Origin of the sequence: Mycobacterium sp. GA-2829 (assembly GCF_001499965.1) — a bacterium.
GTDB lineage: Bacteria > Actinomycetota > Actinomycetes > Mycobacteriales > Mycobacteriaceae > Mycobacterium.
This window is the reverse complement of sequence record NZ_LQIT01000046.1, coordinates 1-17,838: the sequence shown is the minus strand read 5'-3', so window position 1 is coordinate 17,838 and position 17,838 is coordinate 1. Positions and strand designations below refer to the sequence as shown.

At 67.6% G+C, this 17,838-nt stretch carries 19 protein-coding genes; 9 read left to right on the top strand and 10 right to left on the bottom strand.

Translation table 11 applies throughout. The features are described 5' to 3' along the window. Positions 1-17: 17 nt before the first annotated feature. The 6 genes from AU194_RS24205 to AU194_RS24180 form a co-directional block, all read right to left on the bottom strand. Positions 18-1,145, bottom strand: a complete 1,128-nt coding sequence (locus AU194_RS24205) for an acyl-CoA dehydrogenase family protein (RefSeq protein ID WP_059091811.1) — start codon at positions 1,143-1,145, stop codon at positions 18-20. Continuing rightward, a complete protein-coding gene (locus tag AU194_RS24200) occupies positions 1,142-1,588 on the bottom strand; it encodes a nuclear transport factor 2 family protein (protein WP_059091810.1) in 447 nt (148 codons plus the stop codon). Before AU194_RS24200 ends, AU194_RS24205 begins: the two co-directional genes overlap by 4 nt. Beyond that, a complete protein-coding gene (locus AU194_RS24195) occupies positions 1,572-2,801 on the bottom strand; it encodes an amidohydrolase family protein (protein WP_059091809.1) in 1,230 nt (409 codons plus the stop codon). Before AU194_RS24195 ends, AU194_RS24200 begins: the two co-directional genes overlap by 17 nt. A gap of 82 nt (positions 2,802-2,883) precedes the next feature. Beyond that, complete coding sequence (locus AU194_RS24190) at positions 2,884-3,213, bottom strand: hypothetical protein (protein ID WP_059091808.1); 330 nt, start codon at positions 3,211-3,213, stop codon at positions 2,884-2,886. Continuing rightward, positions 3,206-4,546, bottom strand: a complete 1,341-nt coding sequence (locus AU194_RS24185; RefSeq protein WP_059091807.1) for an SRPBCC family protein — start codon at positions 4,544-4,546, stop codon at positions 3,206-3,208. Before AU194_RS24185 ends, AU194_RS24190 begins: the two co-directional genes overlap by 8 nt. A gap of 5 nt (positions 4,547-4,551) precedes the next feature. Then, complete coding sequence (locus tag AU194_RS24180; protein ID WP_059091806.1) at positions 4,552-5,082, bottom strand: carboxymuconolactone decarboxylase family protein; 531 nt, start codon at positions 5,080-5,082, stop codon at positions 4,552-4,554. Positions 5,083-5,306: 224 nt separating this feature from the next. Here AU194_RS24180 and AU194_RS24175 point away from each other — a divergent pair, with 224 nt between their 5' ends. From AU194_RS24175 to AU194_RS24140, 8 genes are all read left to right on the top strand, one after another. Then, positions 5,307-6,605 (top strand): amidohydrolase family protein, encoded by a 1,299-nt coding sequence (locus tag AU194_RS24175; protein ID WP_157576490.1) that lies wholly within the window; start codon positions 5,307-5,309, stop codon positions 6,603-6,605. Between the two features lie 102 nt (positions 6,606-6,707). Continuing rightward, positions 6,708-7,886 (top strand): acyl-CoA dehydrogenase family protein, encoded by a 1,179-nt coding sequence (locus AU194_RS24170; RefSeq protein ID WP_059091836.1) that lies wholly within the window; start codon positions 6,708-6,710, stop codon positions 7,884-7,886. 1 nt (position 7,887) lies between these two features. Continuing rightward, positions 7,888-8,655, top strand: coding sequence for an SDR family NAD(P)-dependent oxidoreductase (locus AU194_RS24165; RefSeq protein WP_059091805.1), 768 nt, complete (start codon positions 7,888-7,890; stop codon positions 8,653-8,655). Further along, positions 8,655-9,872, top strand: a complete 1,218-nt coding sequence (locus tag AU194_RS24160; RefSeq protein ID WP_059091835.1) for a CaiB/BaiF CoA-transferase family protein — start codon at positions 8,655-8,657, stop codon at positions 9,870-9,872. Before AU194_RS24165 ends, AU194_RS24160 begins: the two co-directional genes overlap by 1 nt. A gap of 25 nt (positions 9,873-9,897) precedes the next feature. Continuing rightward, positions 9,898-11,049 (top strand): thiolase family protein, encoded by a 1,152-nt coding sequence (locus AU194_RS24155; protein WP_059091804.1) that lies wholly within the window; start codon positions 9,898-9,900, stop codon positions 11,047-11,049. Between the two features lie 22 nt (positions 11,050-11,071). Further along, a complete protein-coding gene (locus AU194_RS24150) occupies positions 11,072-12,220 on the top strand; it encodes an acyl-CoA dehydrogenase family protein (RefSeq protein ID WP_059091803.1) in 1,149 nt (382 codons plus the stop codon). A gap of 126 nt (positions 12,221-12,346) precedes the next feature. Continuing rightward, positions 12,347-12,982 carry a TetR/AcrR family transcriptional regulator gene (locus tag AU194_RS24145; protein ID WP_059091802.1) on the top strand — a complete coding sequence of 212 codons (636 nt, stop codon included), beginning with the start codon at positions 12,347-12,349 and terminating at the stop codon, positions 12,980-12,982. A 14-nt stretch (positions 12,983-12,996) separates the two neighbouring features. After that, positions 12,997-13,509: a hypothetical protein gene (locus AU194_RS24140; RefSeq protein ID WP_059091834.1), complete on the top strand. Its 513-nt coding sequence runs from the start codon at positions 12,997-12,999 to the stop codon at positions 13,507-13,509. Here AU194_RS24140 and AU194_RS24135 read toward each other — a convergent pair whose 3' ends face one another. Genes AU194_RS24135 through AU194_RS24120 form a run of 4 tightly spaced genes read right to left on the bottom strand, consistent with a single transcriptional unit; the run spans position 13,510 to position 17,461 of the window. After that, entirely contained in the window at positions 13,510-14,478 is a 969-nt protein-coding gene (locus AU194_RS24135; RefSeq protein ID WP_059091801.1) for a zinc-binding dehydrogenase, read from the bottom strand. Continuing rightward, on the bottom strand, positions 14,475-15,458 hold the full coding sequence (locus AU194_RS24130) for a phosphotransferase family protein (protein WP_059091833.1): 984 nt from the start codon (positions 15,456-15,458) through the stop codon (positions 14,475-14,477). Before AU194_RS24130 ends, AU194_RS24135 begins: the two co-directional genes overlap by 4 nt. Before the next feature lie 32 nt (positions 15,459-15,490). Beyond that, on the bottom strand, positions 15,491-16,792 hold the full coding sequence (locus tag AU194_RS24125) for an acyl-CoA dehydrogenase family protein (RefSeq protein ID WP_059091800.1): 1,302 nt from the start codon (positions 16,790-16,792) through the stop codon (positions 15,491-15,493). An 18-nt stretch (positions 16,793-16,810) separates the two neighbouring features. After that, positions 16,811-17,461 (bottom strand): TetR/AcrR family transcriptional regulator, encoded by a 651-nt coding sequence (locus AU194_RS24120; protein WP_059091799.1) that lies wholly within the window; start codon positions 17,459-17,461, stop codon positions 16,811-16,813. Between the two features lie 75 nt (positions 17,462-17,536). Between AU194_RS24120 and AU194_RS24115 the strand changes: the two genes are divergently transcribed. Next, positions 17,537-17,815, top strand: a complete 279-nt coding sequence (locus AU194_RS24115) for a VOC family protein (RefSeq protein WP_082698825.1) — start codon at positions 17,537-17,539, stop codon at positions 17,813-17,815. The last annotated feature ends 23 nt before the right edge of the window (positions 17,816-17,838 follow it).

The following is a 17,838-nucleotide window of genomic DNA, read 5'->3' as shown; positions in this document are numbered from 1 at the left end:
TGACTGCTGGTCCACGATCACTCCTTCCCGAGGTCGAGCAGCCGGCGGGCGATGATGTTGCGCTGCACCTCGGCAGTGCCGCCGTAGATGGTCGCCGCACGCGAATACAGGTACTCGGTGCGCCATTCGGTGTCGTCGAGTTCGATGACACCGGGCAGCAGATCGCGCGCGGTGTCGTAGAGCAGCTGTTCGGCGTTGGCCAGCAGCACCTTGTCGATCGACGTGTCCGGGCCGAGCTTGTGGCCGTCGGCCAACCGGTGCTGGGTGGCCCGGGAGCGGCACCGCAGTGTGTGCAGGGCGAGGTACACGTCGCCCATGTCGGCGTCGACGGCCTGCCCCACGCGCTTGACCTCCTCCACCAGCGCGTCGAACCGCGAGTACAGGTAGGCGATCCGCTGCCAGAAGCACGTCGAGCGTTCGTAGGGCAGCAGATCCATCGCCAGCCGCCAGCCCTCACCGGGTTTGCCGAGCATGCGTGAGGCGTCGACGGCGACGTCGTCGAAGTAGACCTCGCAGAACTCGTCGACGCCGTGCATGGTGCGCAACGGGCGCGCGCTGATCCCGGGGGTGTCGAGGTCGACGAAGAACGCCGTGATCGCCTCGTGGTTCGGGGTGTCGGGGCCGCCGGTGCGGGTGAGCAGGATGCAGCGGTGCGAGTACTGGGCGAAACTCGTCCACACCTTCTGGCCGTTGACGATCCACTGGTCGCCCTGCTGCACCGCGCGGGTGGTCAGCGACGCCAGATCGCTACCCGATCCGGGTTCGGAGAAGCCTTGGCACCATTGCTCTTCGCCGCTGAGCAGTTTGGGCACCATCTCGGCGGCCAGTTCGGGGGAGGCGTAGTCGATCATCGTGGGCGCCAGCACCTCGAGCATCGAGTACGGACCCGGTTCGGCCAACCGGCGGCCGACCACCTCTTCGCCGACGATGGCCCGCAGGATGTCCGGTCCGCCCAGCCCGCCGGCCCGCTCCGGCCAGCCGTAGCGCATCCACCCGGCGTCGTACAGCGCGCGCTGCACCCGGGCGAACTGGCGGATGTGGCCCTCCAGCGAGTGGTCGCCGTCGGGGGAGAGGTCGTTGGCGTCCAGCCAGGCCGCCAGCTGGGACCGGAATTCCGCGGGGGTCGCCTGTGCGAGGTCGGTCATCCGGCTTCGGGCCTTCCGATCGCGTGGGGACGGCCGGAGTCGTGGTCGCCGTTGCGCCGGATGAACGTCATGGCGCGGGTCTTCAACCGCCAGCCGCCGTCGGTGCGCACATACGTGTCGTTGTAGTAGCCGATGCGCATATCGTGCTGCGAGTGCTCGATGAAGCACAACGGCTGTGTGCCCGTGGCCTTGTCGGGATCGTCCGGGTCCAGCGTGACCAGCGAGGTCCCGGTCATGAACAACCCCTTCGGGGCGGCGTCGACGAGTTCGGGGAACCGCGCCAGCGTGTAGGTCGAGCCGAAGGCGCTGTAGGTGCCGTCGGGGGTGAACACCGACACCAGCCCGTCGATGTCACCTTGGGTGATGGTGACTGCGTACTTGGCCAGCAGTTGCTGGATCTCGATGTGGTCGGCGAGGCGCTTCTCGCTAATGGGCGCTGTCATTCTTGAAGACCTTTCCGCCTTTCATGACGAAGTTCACGTCCCGGGTGACGGTGATGTCGGACAACGGATCTCCCGGGACGGCGATGATGTCGGCGAGCAGACCCTCGGCCAGCCGGCCGCGGTCGGTGACGTTGATCAAGTCGGCGGCGACCACGGTGGCCGCTCGCAGCACCGCCGCGGGCGGCATACCCCATTCGACGAGCGTGACGAGTTCATCGGCGTTGCGCCCGTGCGGGATTGCCGGTGCGTCGGTACCGACGGCGATCTTCACCCCGGCCTCGTAGGCGGCCTTGATCGACGTGCGCGCCTTGGGGAACATCTCGGCCGCCTTGGCCTGCAACTCCGGTGGGGCCTTGGAGACGTCCATGTACTCGGCCAGTCGCCGGGTGGTCACCAGGAACCGGTCGTTGTCGACGAGCATCCGAATGGCCTCGTCGTCCATCAGGAAGCCGTGTTCGATGCAGTCGATTCCGCACGCCACCGCGTGCTTGACCGCTTCGGCGCCGTGGGTGTGCGCGGCCACCCGCAGCCCGCGGCGGTGTGCCTCGTCGACGATCGCCCGGAGTTCCTCGTCCGAATAGTGTTGTGCGCCTGCCTCACCGGTCAGCGACATCACGCCGCCGGACACGCACACCTTGATCAGCTGGGCACCGTGCTTGATCTGGTACCGCACCGCCTTGCGGATCTCGTCGACCCCGTTGGCGATGCCCTCCTCGACCGTCAACTCCAGCGCGCCCGGCATGAACGCGGCGAACATCGTCGGATCGAGATGCCCGCCGGTGGGCGTGATCGCATGTCCCGCGGGCACGATGCGGGGTCCGTCGATCCAGCCGGCGTCGATGGCCTTGCCGAGTGCGACGTCGAGCAGATAGCCGCCGGTCTTGACGAACAGCCCGAGGTTGCGCACGGTGGTGAACCCGGCGCGCAGGGTGCGCCTGGCGTTGCCCACCGCGCGCAGCACGCGGGTCGGTGGATCGTCCTGCACCTGGGACAGGCCGGGGTTCTCCCCGCGCCCGCCCATCAGGAGGTTGACCTCCATGTCCATCAGACCGGGCAGCAGGATCGCGTCGCCGAGGTCGATCACCTGATCGTCGGGGCCAACCGCTCCTTTGCCCACACCGACGATCCGGTCGCCCTCGACACGGACGATGCCGGGCCGGACGATCTCGCCGGTGTCGACGTCGACGTAGCCGGCGGCCTTCAGTGTCAGCATGTTCGCGCCGAGCCTACGGTTGTTGACGGTTTCCGTGGGATTTTCGTCAGGTTCCGTAGGCTCGGCGATTCGTCACGCACCGCTAGACCACCGGCTCCTTGACCAGTTGGATGTAGGCCGCGCCGCTGTCGAGCACCCGCGGCTGCTTCCACACCTCGACCGGGAAGCTGACCATGACGATCGACTGTCCCAGGTGCACCAGGGCTTTGGCGTCCTCAGGCATGCTCGACAGCGGGAAACGCGCGTCGACGTAGACCATGATGTCCTCGAGCCGGGCCATGCCTGCGTCGTAGAGCTCCTGCATCTCCTCCATGGTGGAGTTCAGGCGCTTCTGATAGCGCTCCTCCTCGGTGGGCAGGCACCAGTCGGCGAACCGCTCCAGGTCGGCGAATTCCTCGGGCAGCTTAGGCATGTGCGTGATCCTTCTCCGAAGTGGTGGCGGCCTGGCCGTTGGTGCCGGCCCCGTTGGTGCTCGCTAGCGACTCCTTGTACCGGTCGACGTACTTGTGCGCGGTGTGGTGCAGGTGGCGCAGCAGGATCTCCTGATCGCACAGCGGGAAGTCGAGGACCGCCCGGGTGCCGATCTGGGTCTGGGTCGCCTCCAGGGTGTTGGCATCCTGGAATGCGTACTCCTTGAACGTCACCGCGGCCAGCTCCTGGGACAACCGCTCCCGCAGGTTCTTCGGCGGTACGAAGTAGAGATCGGCCTCGAAGATGTGTGAGTCCACCCCGGTGGGCCAGTAGTTGTAGGTGAGGTACCACCCCGGCACCCAGAACAGCAGCGTGAAGTTCGGGAAGAACTCGAAAGAATCCTGGCCCCAGGTCTTGTGGCGTCCGGGGTTGATCGCCGGGGGCAGCTCGTCGGGCAGGATGCCCTTGATGGCCGGGCGGTCCCACGGCCCGAACAGGCCGCTGTGCAGGATGCGCTCGATGGGCTTGACCATCTTGAGGTCCTTCGGCGGGCTCATCCCACCCCAGGACGAGATCATCGAGTGGTCGCCCTTGATGTCGTAGTGCAGCGCCTCGAAGCCGAACTTGGCCAGCTTCTCGGCCTCCTCCTTCTCGGCCTGCTTCATGTGCAGGATCGGCGCGTGGTAGAACTCGACGAACGCGTCGATGAACAGCTTCCAGTTCGCCTTGACCTCGGAGCGGTAGCTGTAGTGCTCGGTCATCTCGTGGAAGGGATAGCCCTTCAGACCCTGGCCGAACTCGCCCAGGTACTCCTCGAGCGAGACCGCGTCGTCGTCGAAGTTGACGAAGATGAAGCCCTCCCACACCTCGCAGCGCACCGGCTTGAGCGGGTAGTCGGCCTTGTCGAGGTCGAAGAACTCGCCCTCCTGCTGGACGAACGTGAGATCGCCCTTGAGGTTGTAGCGCCAGGCGTGGTACTTGCAGACGAACTGGCGGCAGGTGCCGGACGTCTCCTCGCCGGGGTAGTCGTTCCACACCAGCTTGTTGCCGCGGTGGCGGCACATGTTGTAGAACGCCCGGATCTGCTCGCCGTCGTTGACGATGACGATCGAGGTGCCCGGGCCGACCGACGGCAGCTCGCGGGTGATGTAGCTGCCCTTCTTGGGGATCAGCTCGATGCGACCCATCTGCAGCCAGGTCTTGCGAAAGATGGCCTGCTGCTCCAGCTTCCAGTGCTCGGGATCGATCGAGTCCTCGTAGTTGACCGGCGCGGTGCCGAGCTCCGGCCAGTTCTCGGTCCAGCTACCGGCAGCCGGTTTCGGAAAATGTGCCACGGTTGTCAGCCCTCCTGGTCGGGTTCTACGCCGAATGTGTTGATGGCCATGGCCAGAGCGCCATAGCAGCCGATGGTGAAGACGAGGTCCATCCGTTGGCGCTCGTCGAGATGATCGCTGAGTTGGGCCCACGTCTCGTCGGAGATGTTGGCCTTGTCCTGGAGCTGGTCGGTCGCGTCGAGGACCGCCTGGTCGAGTTCGTCACCGCCCTCGCCGCGTGCGGCACCTTCGATCGCGGCGTCGGTGAGCCCTTCTAAGCGGCCCATCGCGACGTGGTGGCGCCACTCGTACTCCGAGTCGAGCAGATGGGCTACGCGCAGGATCGCCAGTTCGCGCAACCGGGCCGGCAGTGTGGACCGGAACAGCAGGTGCACGTTGAACCGCAGGAACGCCCGGGTCAGGCTCGGATGACGGACGAGTGTGGCGAGCAGGTTCCCCGCGCCCTCCGGGTTGTGCCGTTCCTCGGGGAGCATGACCGCCAGTGCGCGCAGCACGTCGTCGTCCCACTCATCTGCCGGCAACGGGGCCAGCCGCACGGGCCTCTCCTCTCGCGGGTGAGAATCAGGTTCTCATTTCTGACTAACAGGTTTCCACACGAGGTGCGTGATGGTCAATACGGGAGTGCGGGGCGTCGCCGGTCAAGGCCGATGCATCTGCGGCAATTGTTCTCCGTCATTGATTCTCCTGAAGTGAGAAGATAGTTTCCTAACTGAGAGAACTTCGCCAGCGCACGGAGCCGTGAGTCGGAAGGACTAGAGCCGTGAAGTACGACGACATGATTCTGATCAGCGTCGATGACCACATCATCGAACCGCCGAACATGTTCAGGAACCACCTGCCCGAGAAGTACATCAACGACGCGCCGCGGCTGGTCCACAACCCCGACGGCTCCGACACCTGGCAGTTCCGCGACACCGTCATCCCCAACGTCGCCCTCAACGCCGTCGCCGGGCGGCCGAAGGAGGAGTACGGCCTCGAACCCCAGGGCCTCGACGAGATCCGCAAGGGCTGCTACGACCCCGACGAGCGCGTCAAGGACATGAACGCAGGCGGCGTGCTGGCGACCATGAACTTCCCGTCGTTCCCCGGTTTCGCCGCGCGCCTGTTCGCCACCGAGGATCCCGATTTCTCGCTGGCACTGGTGCAGGCCTACAACGACTGGCACATCGACGAGTGGTGCGGGAGCAACCCGGGCCGCTTCATCCCGATGGCGATCCCGGCGATCTGGGATCCGCAGTTGTGCGCCGACGAGGTCCGGCGGGTGTCGAAGAAGGGCGTGCACTCGCTGACTTTCACCGAGAACCCCTCGACGCTGGGCTATCCGAGCTTCCACGATCTCGAGCACTGGCGACCGCTGTGGGAGGCGCTGGTCGAGACCGAGACGATCATGAACGTGCACATCGGATCGTCGGGCAAGCTCGCCATCACCGCGCCGGACGCGCCGATGGACGTGATGATCACGCTGCAGCCGATGAACATCGTGCAGGCGGCCGCGGATCTGCTGTGGTCCGCGCCGATCAAGGAGTTCCCGACGCTGAAGATTGCGCTGTCCGAGGGCGGCACTGGCTGGATCCCGTACTTCCTCGACCGGGTGGACCGCACCTACGAGATGCACTCGACGTGGACGCACCAGAACTTCGGCGACAAGCTGCCCTCGGAGGTGTTCCGCGAGCACTTCCTGACCTGCTTCATCTCCGATCCGGTCGGTGTCAAGAACCGCCACATGATCGGCATCGACAACATCTGCTGGGAGATGGACTACCCGCACAGCGATTCCATGTGGCCGGGTGCGCCCGAGGAACTGGGCGCGGTGTTCGACACCTACGAGGTGCCCGACGACGAGATCAACAAGATCACCCACGAGAACGCGATCCGCTGGTACCACTTCGAGCCGTTCAAGCACATCCCGAAGGAGCAGGCGACCGTCGGCGCGCTGCGCAAGGCCGCCGAAGGTCACGACGTGTCGATCCGCGCGCTGAGTGCCCACAAGGAGCGCAGCGGGTCGAGCTTCGCCGACTTCCAGGCCAACGCGAAGGCGGTCAGCGGCGCCCGCGACTGACGTACGGGTGTGTTCACCGGTGCGGCCGCGACTGGCCGCGCCGGTGAACTGCTGTGTGAGAACAGCGATTCGACGACGAAGGAGAACCAAGTGTCGGGCGGTATGAACTTCGAGCTGACCGAGGACCAGCAGCTGATCTACAAGTCGGTCAGCGAGCTCGCCGCGCGGTTCGACGACCAGTACTGGATGGAGAAGGACGCCAACCACGAATTCCCCACCGAGTTCTACGACGCCGTCGCCGGCGGCGGCTGGCTGGGGATGACGATCCCCGAGGAGTACGGCGGACACGGTCTCGGCATCACCGAGGCGACGCTGCTCGCGGAGGCGGTGGCCCGCTCCGGTGGCGGGATGAACGCCGCGAGCTCGATCCACATGTCGATCTTCGGGATGCACCCGGTGGTCAAACACGGCTCCGACGAACTCAAGGCGCGCACCCTGCCGCGGATCGCCAGTGGTGACCTGCACGTCTGCTTCGGTGTCACCGAACCCGGTGCGGGACTGGACACTTCACGGATCACCACGTTCGCGAAACGTAGTCGGGACAGCTCCGGGGAGCATTACATAGTGAACGGCCGCAAGGTGTGGATCTCCAAGGCGCTGGAGTCGGAGAAGATCCTGCTGCTGACCCGCACCACCCCCTACGACGAGGTCACCAAGAAGACCGACGGTATGACGCTGTTCATGACCGACCTCGACCGGGCGCACGTGGACATCCGACCGATCCCCAAGATGGGCCGCAACGCGGTCAGTTCCAACGAACTGTTCATCGACGATCTGCGCATCCCCGTCGAGGACCGCGTCGGCGAGGAGGGGAAGGGGTTCTTCTACATCCTCGACGGCCTCAACCCCGAGCGGATGCTCATCGCCGCCGAGGCACTCGGCATCGGCCGCATCGCACTCGACAAGGCCGTCAAGTACGCCACCGACCGACACGTCTTCGACCGTCCGATCGGCATGAACCAGGGCATCCAGTTCCCACTGGCCGACTCACTGGCCCGTCTGGACGCCGCCGAACTCATGCTGCGCAAGGCCACCTGGCTCTACGACAACGGGAAATCCTGTGGGCGCGAAGCGAATACCGCGAAATATCTGTGCGCCGACGCCGGGTTCACCGCCGCCGACCGGGCACTGCAGACCCACGGCGGGATGGGATACGCCGAGGAGTACCACGTGGCCCGCTTCTTCCGCGAGGCCCGGTTGATGAAGATCGCGCCGGTGAGTCAGGAGATGATCCTGAACTTCCTCGGTTCCCACGTCCTCGGCCTCCCCAGGAGCTACTGACATGAGCAACGGTTACTTCGACCTGACCGGACGCGCCGCGCTGGTCACCGGTGCGGGCGCGGGTGGCGGCATCGGGGCCGCCGTGGCCGCCGCCCTGGCGCAGGCCGGGGCCGCCGTACTGGTCACCGACATCGACGCCGACGCGGCGGCGGCGGTCGCCGAACGCATCCGCGCCGACGGCGGCAAAGCCGACTCCTGCGCACTCGACGTCGCCGACCGCGGGGCCGCCGACGCGGCCGCCGCCCAGGCCGCCGGACTCGGCGGCGGGGCGCTGCACATCCTGGTCAACAACGCCGGTGTCACCGCGCCCGCGATGTTCCCGAAGCTGACCGAGGAGGCGTTCCGGCTGACGTTCGACATCCACGTGATGGGGACGTTCCACTGCACCCAGGCCGCGCTGCCGCACATGCCGACCGACGGCACCGGGCGCATCGTCAACGTGACGTCGTCGGCGGGGATCACCGGAACCCTCGGCCAGGTCAACTACTCGGCGGCCAAGGCCGGCATCATCGGCATCACCAAATCGCTGGCCCGCGAACTGGCGTCGAAGAACATCATGGTCAACGCGCTGGCGCCGCTGGCGGCCACGCCGATGACCGAGACCATCCGCACCAACGAGAAGTTCGCGGCGAACATGATGAACCGGATCCCGCTCAAGCGGTGGGCCGGGCCGGAGGAGGTCGCCGGCGCGTTCGTGTTCATGGCCTCGGACGCCGCGTCCTACATCACCGGTCAGGTACTCCCGGTGGATGGTGGCATGGTGATGTGATGACTTCTGATGCGCCGCTGGCCGGCATCACCGTCGTGACGCTGGAACAGGCGGTGTCGGCCCCCATGTGCACCCGCGTGCTGGCCGACTTCGGCGCCCGCGTCATCAAGATCGAGAACCCCAACGGCGGCGACTTCGCCCGCTACTACGACGATGTCGTCAAGGGGCAGGCCGCGCACTTCGTGTGGGCCAACCGCAACAAGGAGTCGCTGAGCCTCGACCTCAAGTCCCCGGCCGGGATGGCGGTGCTGCACCGCCTGCTCGACGGCGCCGACGTGCTGGTCTCCAACCTCGCCCCCGGCGCGACCGCGCGGATGGGCATCGGCGCCGCCGACCTCAAACACCGTCACCCGCAGGTGATCCCGCTCGAGATCGACGGCTACGGGACGGGCGGGCCGATCTCTCACAAACGCGCCTACGACCTGCTGATCCAGGCCGAATCGGGGGCGTGCGCGGTCACCGGCTACCCGGACATGCCCGCCAAACCCGGTCCGCCCGTCGCCGACATCTCCACCGGGCTGTACGCCGCGTTGTCCATCATGGCGCTGCTCTACGCGCGCAAGGGCTCGGGTGATCAGGGTCCCGATCCCGCGCCCGCGGTCGCGGTCAGCCTGTTCGACACGATGACCGACATCATGGGCTACCAGCTGACCTACACCCAGCACTCCGGTGTGGATCAGCAGCCGCTGGGGATGAGCTCACCCGCGGTGGCGCCCTACGGTGCGTTCCCCACCCGCGACGGGCAGACCGTCGTGCTCGGCACCACCAACGACCGCGAGTGGCAGCGGTTGGCGCGCGAGATCATCGACCGTCCCGACCTGGCCGACGACCCTGCATACGCGACCAACTCCGACCGCTGCGCACACCGCGACGCCCTCAACGAGGCGATCGGATCCTGGTGTGCCGAACACGATCTCGCGCTCATCCAGAAGACGGCCGACGACGCGGGAATCGGGAACTCCCGCTACAACCGCCCCAGCGAGGTCGTGGCACATCCGCATCTGAGCGCCAGGGACCGCTGGCGGCCGGTCGAGACGCCGGGCGGCGAGATCTCGGCGCTGCTGCCGCCGCCGGTGATCGAGGGGTACGAACAGCCGATGGGTGCGGTGCCCGGGCTGGGCCAGCACACGGACGCGATACTGGGCGGGCTGGGCCTGTCCGCCGACGAGATCGCCGCGCTGCGGGAGCAGGGCGCGATCGGTCCGGCCTATTCGTAGTCAGCAGTCGAGGCAGGAGCATCTCATGCGCGAAACCGTCATCGTCGAAGCCGTCCGCACCCCGGTCGGCAAACGCAACGGCGGGCTGTCCGATATGCACGCCGCCGACCTGTCCGCCGTCGTGCTCAACGAACTCGTGCTGCGCGCCGGGATCGAACCCGACGTCATCGACGATGTCATCTGGGGCTGCGTCTCCCAGGTCGGCGACCAGTCGAGCAACATCGGCCGGTTCGCGGTGCTCGCGGCGGGCTGGCCCGAACACATTCCGGGCACCACGGTGAACCGCGCGTGCGGATCGAGCCAGCAGACGCTGGATTTCGCTGTCCACGCGGTGATGTCGGGCCAGCAGGACATCGTCGTCGCCGGCGGGGTGGAGGTGATGAGCCGGGTGCCGCTGGGCTCGGCGCGGTCCACCGGGATGCCCTATGGCCCCAAGGTGCTCGAGCGCTACAAGGACTTCGGGTTCAACCAGGGCATCTCGGCCGAGCTGATCGCCGAGAAGTGGGGCTTGTCGCGGACCCGCCTCGACGAGTACTCCGCCCGTTCCCACGAACTCGCCGCGAAGGCCCAGGACGACAAGGCTTTCGACGTGCAGATCGTGCCGGTCTTCACTGGTGACGACCCGGTGCCGGTGGTCGCCGACGAAGGCGTGCGCCGGGGCACCACGGTGGAGAAGCTGGCGGGGCTCAAACCCGCGTTCCGCGAGGACGGTGTCATCCATGCGGGCAACTCGTCGCAGATCTCCGACGGGGCGGCGGCGCTGCTGGTCATGACCGCCGAGAACGCCGTGGCGCTCGGTCTGACGCCGATCGTGCGCTATCGCGCCGGCGCGGTCTCCGGCGCCGATCCGGTGCTCATGCTCACCGGCCCGATCCCGGCCACCGAGAAGGTGTTGCACAAGGCGGGTATCACCGTCGACGAGATCGGTGTGTTCGAGGTCAACGAGGCGTTCGCGCCGGTGCCGCTGGCCTGGTTGGCCGAAACCGGTGCGGACGAGAGCCGGCTCAACCCGCTCGGCGGGGCCATCGCGCTCGGCCACCCGCTCGGCGCGTCCGGTGCGGTGCTGATGACGCGCATGGTGCATCACATGCGCGACAACGGGATTCGCTACGGATTGCAGACCATGTGCGAGGGTGGCGGTACGGCCAACGCCACCGTCGTCGAACTCATCGCCTGATTCACGACCAGGAGGACACCGCGTGCGCCGAGAACTGTTCACCGAGGACCACGAGGCCTTCCGGGCGCTGGCCCGCGACTTCGTCGAGAAGGAGGTCGTCCCGCAGTACCCGGAGTGGGAGAAGGCCGGGCACATGCCGCGCGACGTCTTCAAGCAGATGGGCGCCCTCGGCATGCTCGGCATGGCGATCCCCGAGGAGTACGGGGGAGCGGGTATCGACGACTACCGCTACAACGTGGTGCTGCAGGAGGAGGCGGCCAGGGCGCTGGTGACGCTGTCGACGGTGCGCACCCAGCTCGAGGTGATCCTGCCGTACTTCCTGCACTACGCGAACGACGAGCAGCGGCAGCGGTGGTTCCCGGGGCTCGCGGCGGGCACGCTGCTGACCGCGGTGGCGATGACCGAACCGGGTACCGGATCGGATCTGGCCGGCGTCCGCACCACCGCGGTGCGGGACGGCGACCACTACATCGTCAACGGCGCCAAGACCTTCATCACCGGCGGGATCCAGGCCGACCTCGTCGTGGTGGTGGCGCGCACGTCGACCGATCCGGAGAACCGCCGCAGGGGGCTGTCGCTGATCGTCGTCGAGGACGGGATGCCGGGCTTCGAACGCGGTCGCGAACTGGAGAAGATGGGCTGCAAGGTCCAGGACACCGCCGAGCTGTCGTTCACCGACGTGCGGGTGCCGGTCGCCAACCTGCTGGGTGAGGAAGGGGAGGCGTTCAGCTACCTCGGCCACAATCTGGCCCAGGAGCGGCTGACGGTGGCGGTGGGCTCGGTGGCTCAGGCCCGCTCGGCGCTGCACGCCACGATCGACTACGTCAAGGACCGCAAGGCGTTCGGTACGCCGGTGGCGTCGTTCCAGAACACCAAATTCGAGCTGGCCGCCGTGTCCACGGAGATCGAGGCGGCCCAGGCGATGCTCGACCGCGCCGTCCTCGACCACGTCGACGGCGTGCTGTCGCGGGAGGACGCCGCGCGGGTGAAACTGTTCTGCACCGAGATGCAGGCCCGGGCGGTGGACCGTTGCCTGCAGCTGTTCGGCGGTTACGGATACATGATGGAGTACCCGATCGCCCGCCTCTACAACGACGCCAGGGTGGCGCGGATCTACGCCGGCACCAGCGAGGTGATGAAGGTGATCATCGCGAAATCGCTCGGACTTTAAGCACTCTGCTGAGCGCCTGACCAGCACTGTGACGCCGGTCCAAACCCGATTTCATTGAGACCCTTGTCACACCGCGCAAACCTACCTACTGTGTGTTCACTAGGTTGGTTTGAACGAAGGAGTTCGGTGTCCGCCCTGGAGTCCGCGAGGCCCTACGCCACGTTGCTGGCAAAGGGTGAGGACCGTCGCCAGCGGATCCTCGCGGTGGCCGAGCGGCTACTGGCCCGCAACGGGTGGCGCAACACGTCGCTGGCGCAGATCGCCAAGGAGGCGGGGGTCACCTCGGCCGGGCTGCTGCACCACTTCGAGTCCAAGGAACAACTCCTCAACGCGGTGCTCGACGCCCGCGACATGGACGACGACACCCACGCCGACTACCACACCGGTGACCTCGCCGAGCAGATCGCCCGGGTCGCCCAGCGGTTCGAGCGCGCCCCCGAGCTCGTCGGGACGTTCACCGTGCTGCTGATCGAGAACATCGCGCCGGACGCCCCGCTGCACGACCGGCTCCTCGAACGCCAGCGGGCCGCGGCGTCGATCGTCGCCGACATCATCCGGCGCGAACAGCGCGCCGGGCGGTACCGCCAAGACCTCAACGCGGCCACCAAGGCCGTGGAGATTCTCGCCTTCGTCAACGGAATGGAGACGCAATGGTTGCTGGACCCGTCGATCCCGCTGGCCGAGGTGTTCAAGGACTACGCCGAGATGTTGGCCCGCGACTTCAGCCCCGTTCCGACGCCGCACGAGGAGATCACCAGATGACCGAAGAATTCGACATGCGCTACCGCCTCGACATCGTCTCTCCGAACGTGCGGGATGCCGTGCGTTTCGCCGGTGGCTGGCTCTACGACCGGTCGATGGCCGGCTGGGACGTCACAGTGCTGCTCGCCGACACCGACGCCGACGTCCGGCCGCTGGAGATCCTCGGGGCCACGGTGCTGCCGCTGCAGCCGGTACTCGAATCGTGGACCGAGCGTCCGCACCCGCAGACCGTCGCGGTGGCAGCCGACCTCATCGACGGCGACGAGCGGGTGCGCCGGCACGTGCGCACCGCACTCGACCACGGCCGCACCGAGGTGACACTGTGGGGTGAGCGCTGTCCGGCCGACCTGGACGACGACGTCGACGCCGTGCACCACGAGCTCAGCGCGGCCGCCCGCGCGTTCAAGGCCCAGGCGCTCGCCGCGGCCGATGACATCGAGGCCGATTTCGTCGGGCACACCGAGACCTTCCGCTGCGGGATGATGGTCGTCCCGTCGGTGGCCGCCGACCTGATCCCGGCCAGCTAGCTAGTCCGACAGGTCGATGACGACCTTGCCGACGGCGCGGCCGTCGGCGACGTGGCGCAGCGCGGCCGCGGTGTCGCCGAGCGGGTAGACGGCGCCGATGTGCGGTCGGATGACGTTGCCCTCTAACAACTCCCGTAGTTCCTGCTCGTTGCGTTCGAACTCGTCGGCGGGGACGTCGCCGAACTGGAAACCGTGTACGGTCACCCCCTTGACCAGCACGAGGTTCAACGGGATCCGCGGGATGACACCCGAGGCGTAACCGACCGTGACGAACCGGCCGCCGCGGCGCAGCGCGCGCAGCGCCGGTTCGGACAGTTCACCGCCCACCGGATCGACCACCGTGGCCGCACCGTCGGGCACCGCCTCACGCAACGCCTCGCGCAGCGGCCCTGCCCGGTGGTCGATCACCGCACTCGCCCCGTGCGCCGTCGCCGCGGCGAGTTTCTCGGCCGACGACGCCACTGCGGTCACCCGGGCGCCGAGGTGCGCGGCGAGCTGCACCGCCGCCAGGCCGACCCCGCCGCCCGCGCCGAGGACGATCACCTCGTCGCCCGCGGCGATCCGTGCCACCGAGCGCAGCGTGTGCCATGCGGTCCGGTGCGCCACCCCGGACGCGGCGGCGGTGTGGTCGTCGACTCCGGCCGCCACCGGGGTCAGGGCCGCGGCGGCCACCGCCACCTCCTCGGCGAATGCGCCGTTGATCGCCGTCCCGGACACCCGGTCGCCGACGGCGAAAGCCGCTGTCTGCGCGCCGATCCGGATCACCGTCCCGGCGAACTCACTGCCCGGGACGAACGGCACGGGCACGTGCACCTGATAGTGACCGGCGATTAGAAGCACGTCGGGGTAGTTGACCGCCGCCGCCGCCACGCGCACCACGACCTCCCCGGGACCCGGTGCGGGGGAGGGCAGTTCCTCGATCCGCACCACCTCCGGCGGCCCGTAGGCCGGACAGACCGCCGCCCTCATCGGTAGTCGCTCGACTCGGCGAGTTCGGCGGCCGACGCCATCAGATCCGTGACCACCGGTCCGAACGCCAGCAGCTTCTCGTCGTCACCGGCGCGCTGGAAACCCTGCTCCAGCACGATCGCCAGCTTCCACTTGGCCAGCACCAGGTAGTAGTCCAGATCGTCGACCTGCCTGCCGGACACCGCCGCGTAGTGGGCGACCACCTCGTCGCGCGACGGCATCCCGCGCATGTCCACGTACGTCATCCCGGATTCGCCGGCATCTCCGGTGGGCCAGGACTGGACCATCCAGCCGAGGTCGAGTTTCGGATCGCCGACGGTGCCCATCTCCCAGTCGACGATCGCGGCGAGCCGGGCCGGGGCGCCGTGGTGGTACATGACGTTGGCGAACTGGTAGTCGCCGTGCATGAGCCCCGGAATGAAGTCGAGCGGTTTGTGGGCGCGCAGCCATGCGGTCGCGGTGTCGAGGCCGGGCAGCTCACGCTGTTTGATCCGCTCCAGGAAACCGATCCACCGGTCCACCTGGCGGTCGTGGAAGCCGTCGGGGCGACCCAGGTCGGCGAGCCCCTTGGCGCGCCAGTCGACCTTGGACAGCAGTGCGATGCCCTCGGCGAGTTGATAACTCAGTTCCGGACGCAGCGCGGGGTCGCTGTCGAATGGTTCGGGCCACCGGCCGTGGGTGTCCATCGGCGACCAGCCGTCGACGAAGCCCATGAGGTAGAACGGCCTGCCGAGGACCTCGGAGTCGGGGCACACCCCGACCGCGGCGGTGTGCGGGACGTCGGTGCCGTCGAGCGCCTCGATGATCCGCCACTCGCGCAGGATGCCCTTGTCGCGGTCCGTCGGCGCACCGGGCGGCGGCGTGCGCAGTACGCAGCGGTGCTCACCGCGGCTGATCTCGTAGATGACGTTCTGGGTGCCGCCGGACAGGAAGCGGGCCGTCAGGGGTTCGCCTTTGCCCGGCAGCGTGGCCTCGTCCATCCACGCGGCCAGGCGGGTGGTGTCGATCTCGCTCACAGGTTGCCCACCTCGTGTTCGAGGTACTGGGCGTACTTGCGTTGCGCGGCTTCGCGTTTGCGGGGCAGCCACTCGGTGGGCCAGACGTCGTCGCTGGGCCGGTGATCACGCAGCACCTGCTTGGCGACGGTGGTCTTGTGCACTTCGGTGGGCCCGTCGGCCAGCCCCATCACCGCCGCACCGGTGACCATGCCCATGAACGGCATCTCATTGGTCACGCCGAGCGCACCGTGCACCTGCATGGCGCGCCAGGCGATGTCGTGCAGCACGGTCGACATGACGACCTTGACCGCGGAGATGTCCTTGCGGACCTTCTTGTAGTCGTTGTGCTTGTCGATCTCCCACGCGGTGTAGAGCACCATCAGCCGGAACTGCAGCAGCTGGGCGTAGGAGTCGGCGATGTACCCCTGGACGAACTGCTTGTCCGACAGCCTGCTGCCCTGCGTCTGGCGGCTGAGCGCGCGTTCGCACATCATGTCCAACGCCTTGCGGGACAGCCCGATCGTGCGCATGGCGTGGTGGATGCGCCCGCCGCCGAGCCGGGTCTGCGCGATCGCGAACGCCTGGCCCTCCCCGCCGAGCAGGGCGCTCGCGGGTACGCGGACGTTGTCGTAGTGGATCAGTGCGTGGCCACCGTGGCCCTCGCGCTCCCCGTAGAGGCCGATGTCGCGCACGATGTTCACACCCGGGGTGTCCGTCGGCACCAGGAACATCGACATCCCCTGGTAGGCGCTGACGTCGGGGTTGGTCACCACCATCACGATGAGGAAGGCCGCCGTTGCGGCGTTGGAGGAGAAGAACTTCTGCCCGTTGATCACCCAGTCGTCACCGTCGCGCACCGCCCGGGTGGTGAACAGCGTGGGGTCGGCGCCTGCGTGCGGTTCGGTCATGGAGTAGGAGGAGAACAGTTCCCCGTCGAGCAGCGGACGCAGGTAGCGCTGCTTCTGCTCCTCGGTGCCGTAGTGCGCGATGATCTCGGCGTTGCCGGTGTCGGGGGCCTGGCAGCCGAACACGATCGGCGCCCACTGCGAGCGGCCGAGGATCTCGTTGAGCAGGGCGAGTTTGAGCTGACCGTAGCCCTGGCCGCCCAACTCCGGTCCGAGGTGGGTGGCCCACAGGCCGCGCCGGCGCACCTCCTCCTTGAGGGGGGCGACGGCGCGGCGTCGCTCGCCGTCGAGGGGGACGAACTGCTGATGCGGCCAGACCATGTCGAGCGGTTCGACCTCCTCCCGGACGAACTCGTCGGCCCAGTCGAGCACCTCCTGGTACTCGGGGTCGGTTTCGAAATCCCACGCCATCGTGACTCCTTCGTCTCGTCAGGGTTCGCGGCTGAAGCCCGCGATCAACGCCTCGATGTCGGCGCCCACCACCTCGGTGAACGACCGGTCACCGAAAGCGCCTGCGGCCCAGTGCCGGGCGCCTTCGCTGACCAACGTATGTGCCAGGTAGGCGAGATGGTCGACGTCGATGTGGGCGGCCAGTTTGCCGTCGCGCTGTGCGCGGTCGAACAGCGCGGTGAACATGCCGCCCGTATCGTCGGCGGCTTCGGCGCCGGCCAGGATGCGGTGCTCGTGGCGGTAACCCTCCAGGATCGCCGCGATCACCAATTCTGGTGGGTTGCGCGCCATCGACCGCTCCAGGTCGGCCAGCGCCGCGGTGATCACGGCTGTGACGTCGTACGGTCTGGCGAGCAGCGCGTCGGCGGCGTGCCGGGCCGAGCGGGTGGACATCACCCCGACCTCGAACAGGACGTCCTCTTTGCGCGGGAAGTAGAAGTAGAACAACGCTTTGGAGACCCCGGCCGCGGTGCAGATGTCGGCGACGGTGGTGTTCGCGTAGCCATTGGTCCGCCACAGCGCCATCGCGGCCTGCACCAACATCCGCTTGGTCGCCCGCGACCGCTCCTGCTGTAGCGACGTCCGGCGCTGACTTCGGTCAGCGCGTATCGGATCGGCGGCGCGGGGCATGGCTGCGACGCTACAGCGCGATTGGCGGGTTGGGAATAGTTGACTCATGACTAACTTTGGGCTTACGGTCGGCCGATGGACACATCGCGGATCGCGGCGCCGTTTCCCGGCGGGGTCCGCCAGTTCGGTTATGTGGTGGCCGATTTCGACGGGGCGCTGCAGGGCTGGCTCGGTGCGGGCGTCGGACCGTGGTTCGTGCTGCGGGGCCTGGCCCAGCGTGGCGACTACCGCGGATCGGCCTGCGAGGTGACGCTGTCGATCGGGATGACCAACGTCGGGGACATGCAGATCGAGGTGATCGCGCAGGAGGACGACACCCCGTCGAACATCTCGGACCGTTCGGTGATCTCGTAGATCGCCGCGGCACCTCCGGCGGG

Coding starts and splice junctions, on each gene's coding strand:
- AU194_RS24205 (WP_059091811.1), bottom strand. CDS start 1,145: ATGACCGACCTCGCACAGGCGACCCCCGCGGAATTCCGGTCCCAGCTG.
- AU194_RS24200 (WP_059091810.1), bottom strand. CDS start 1,588: ATGACAGCGCCCATTAGCGAGAAGCGCCTCGCCGACCACATCGAGATC.
- AU194_RS24195 (WP_059091809.1), bottom strand. CDS start 2,801: ATGCTGACACTGAAGGCCGCCGGCTACGTCGACGTCGACACCGGCGAG.
- AU194_RS24190 (WP_059091808.1), bottom strand. CDS start 3,213: ATGCCTAAGCTGCCCGAGGAATTCGCCGACCTGGAGCGGTTCGCCGAC.
- AU194_RS24170 (WP_059091836.1), top strand. CDS start 6,708: ATGAACTTCGAGCTGACCGAGGACCAGCAGCTGATCTACAAGTCGGTC.
- AU194_RS24165 (WP_059091805.1), top strand. CDS start 7,888: ATGAGCAACGGTTACTTCGACCTGACCGGACGCGCCGCGCTGGTCACC.
- AU194_RS24160 (WP_059091835.1), top strand. CDS start 8,655: ATGACTTCTGATGCGCCGCTGGCCGGCATCACCGTCGTGACGCTGGAA.
- AU194_RS24155 (WP_059091804.1), top strand. CDS start 9,898: ATGCGCGAAACCGTCATCGTCGAAGCCGTCCGCACCCCGGTCGGCAAA.
- AU194_RS24140 (WP_059091834.1), top strand. CDS start 12,997: ATGCGCTACCGCCTCGACATCGTCTCTCCGAACGTGCGGGATGCCGTG.
- AU194_RS24135 (WP_059091801.1), bottom strand. CDS start 14,478: ATGAGGGCGGCGGTCTGTCCGGCCTACGGGCCGCCGGAGGTGGTGCGG.
- AU194_RS24130 (WP_059091833.1), bottom strand. CDS start 15,458: ATGGACGAGGCCACGCTGCCGGGCAAAGGCGAACCCCTGACGGCCCGC.
- AU194_RS24125 (WP_059091800.1), bottom strand. CDS start 16,792: ATGGCGTGGGATTTCGAAACCGACCCCGAGTACCAGGAGGTGCTCGAC.
- AU194_RS24120 (WP_059091799.1), bottom strand. CDS start 17,461: ATGCCCCGCGCCGCCGATCCGATACGCGCTGACCGAAGTCAGCGCCGG.
- AU194_RS24115 (WP_082698825.1), top strand. CDS start 17,537: ATGGACACATCGCGGATCGCGGCGCCGTTTCCCGGCGGGGTCCGCCAG.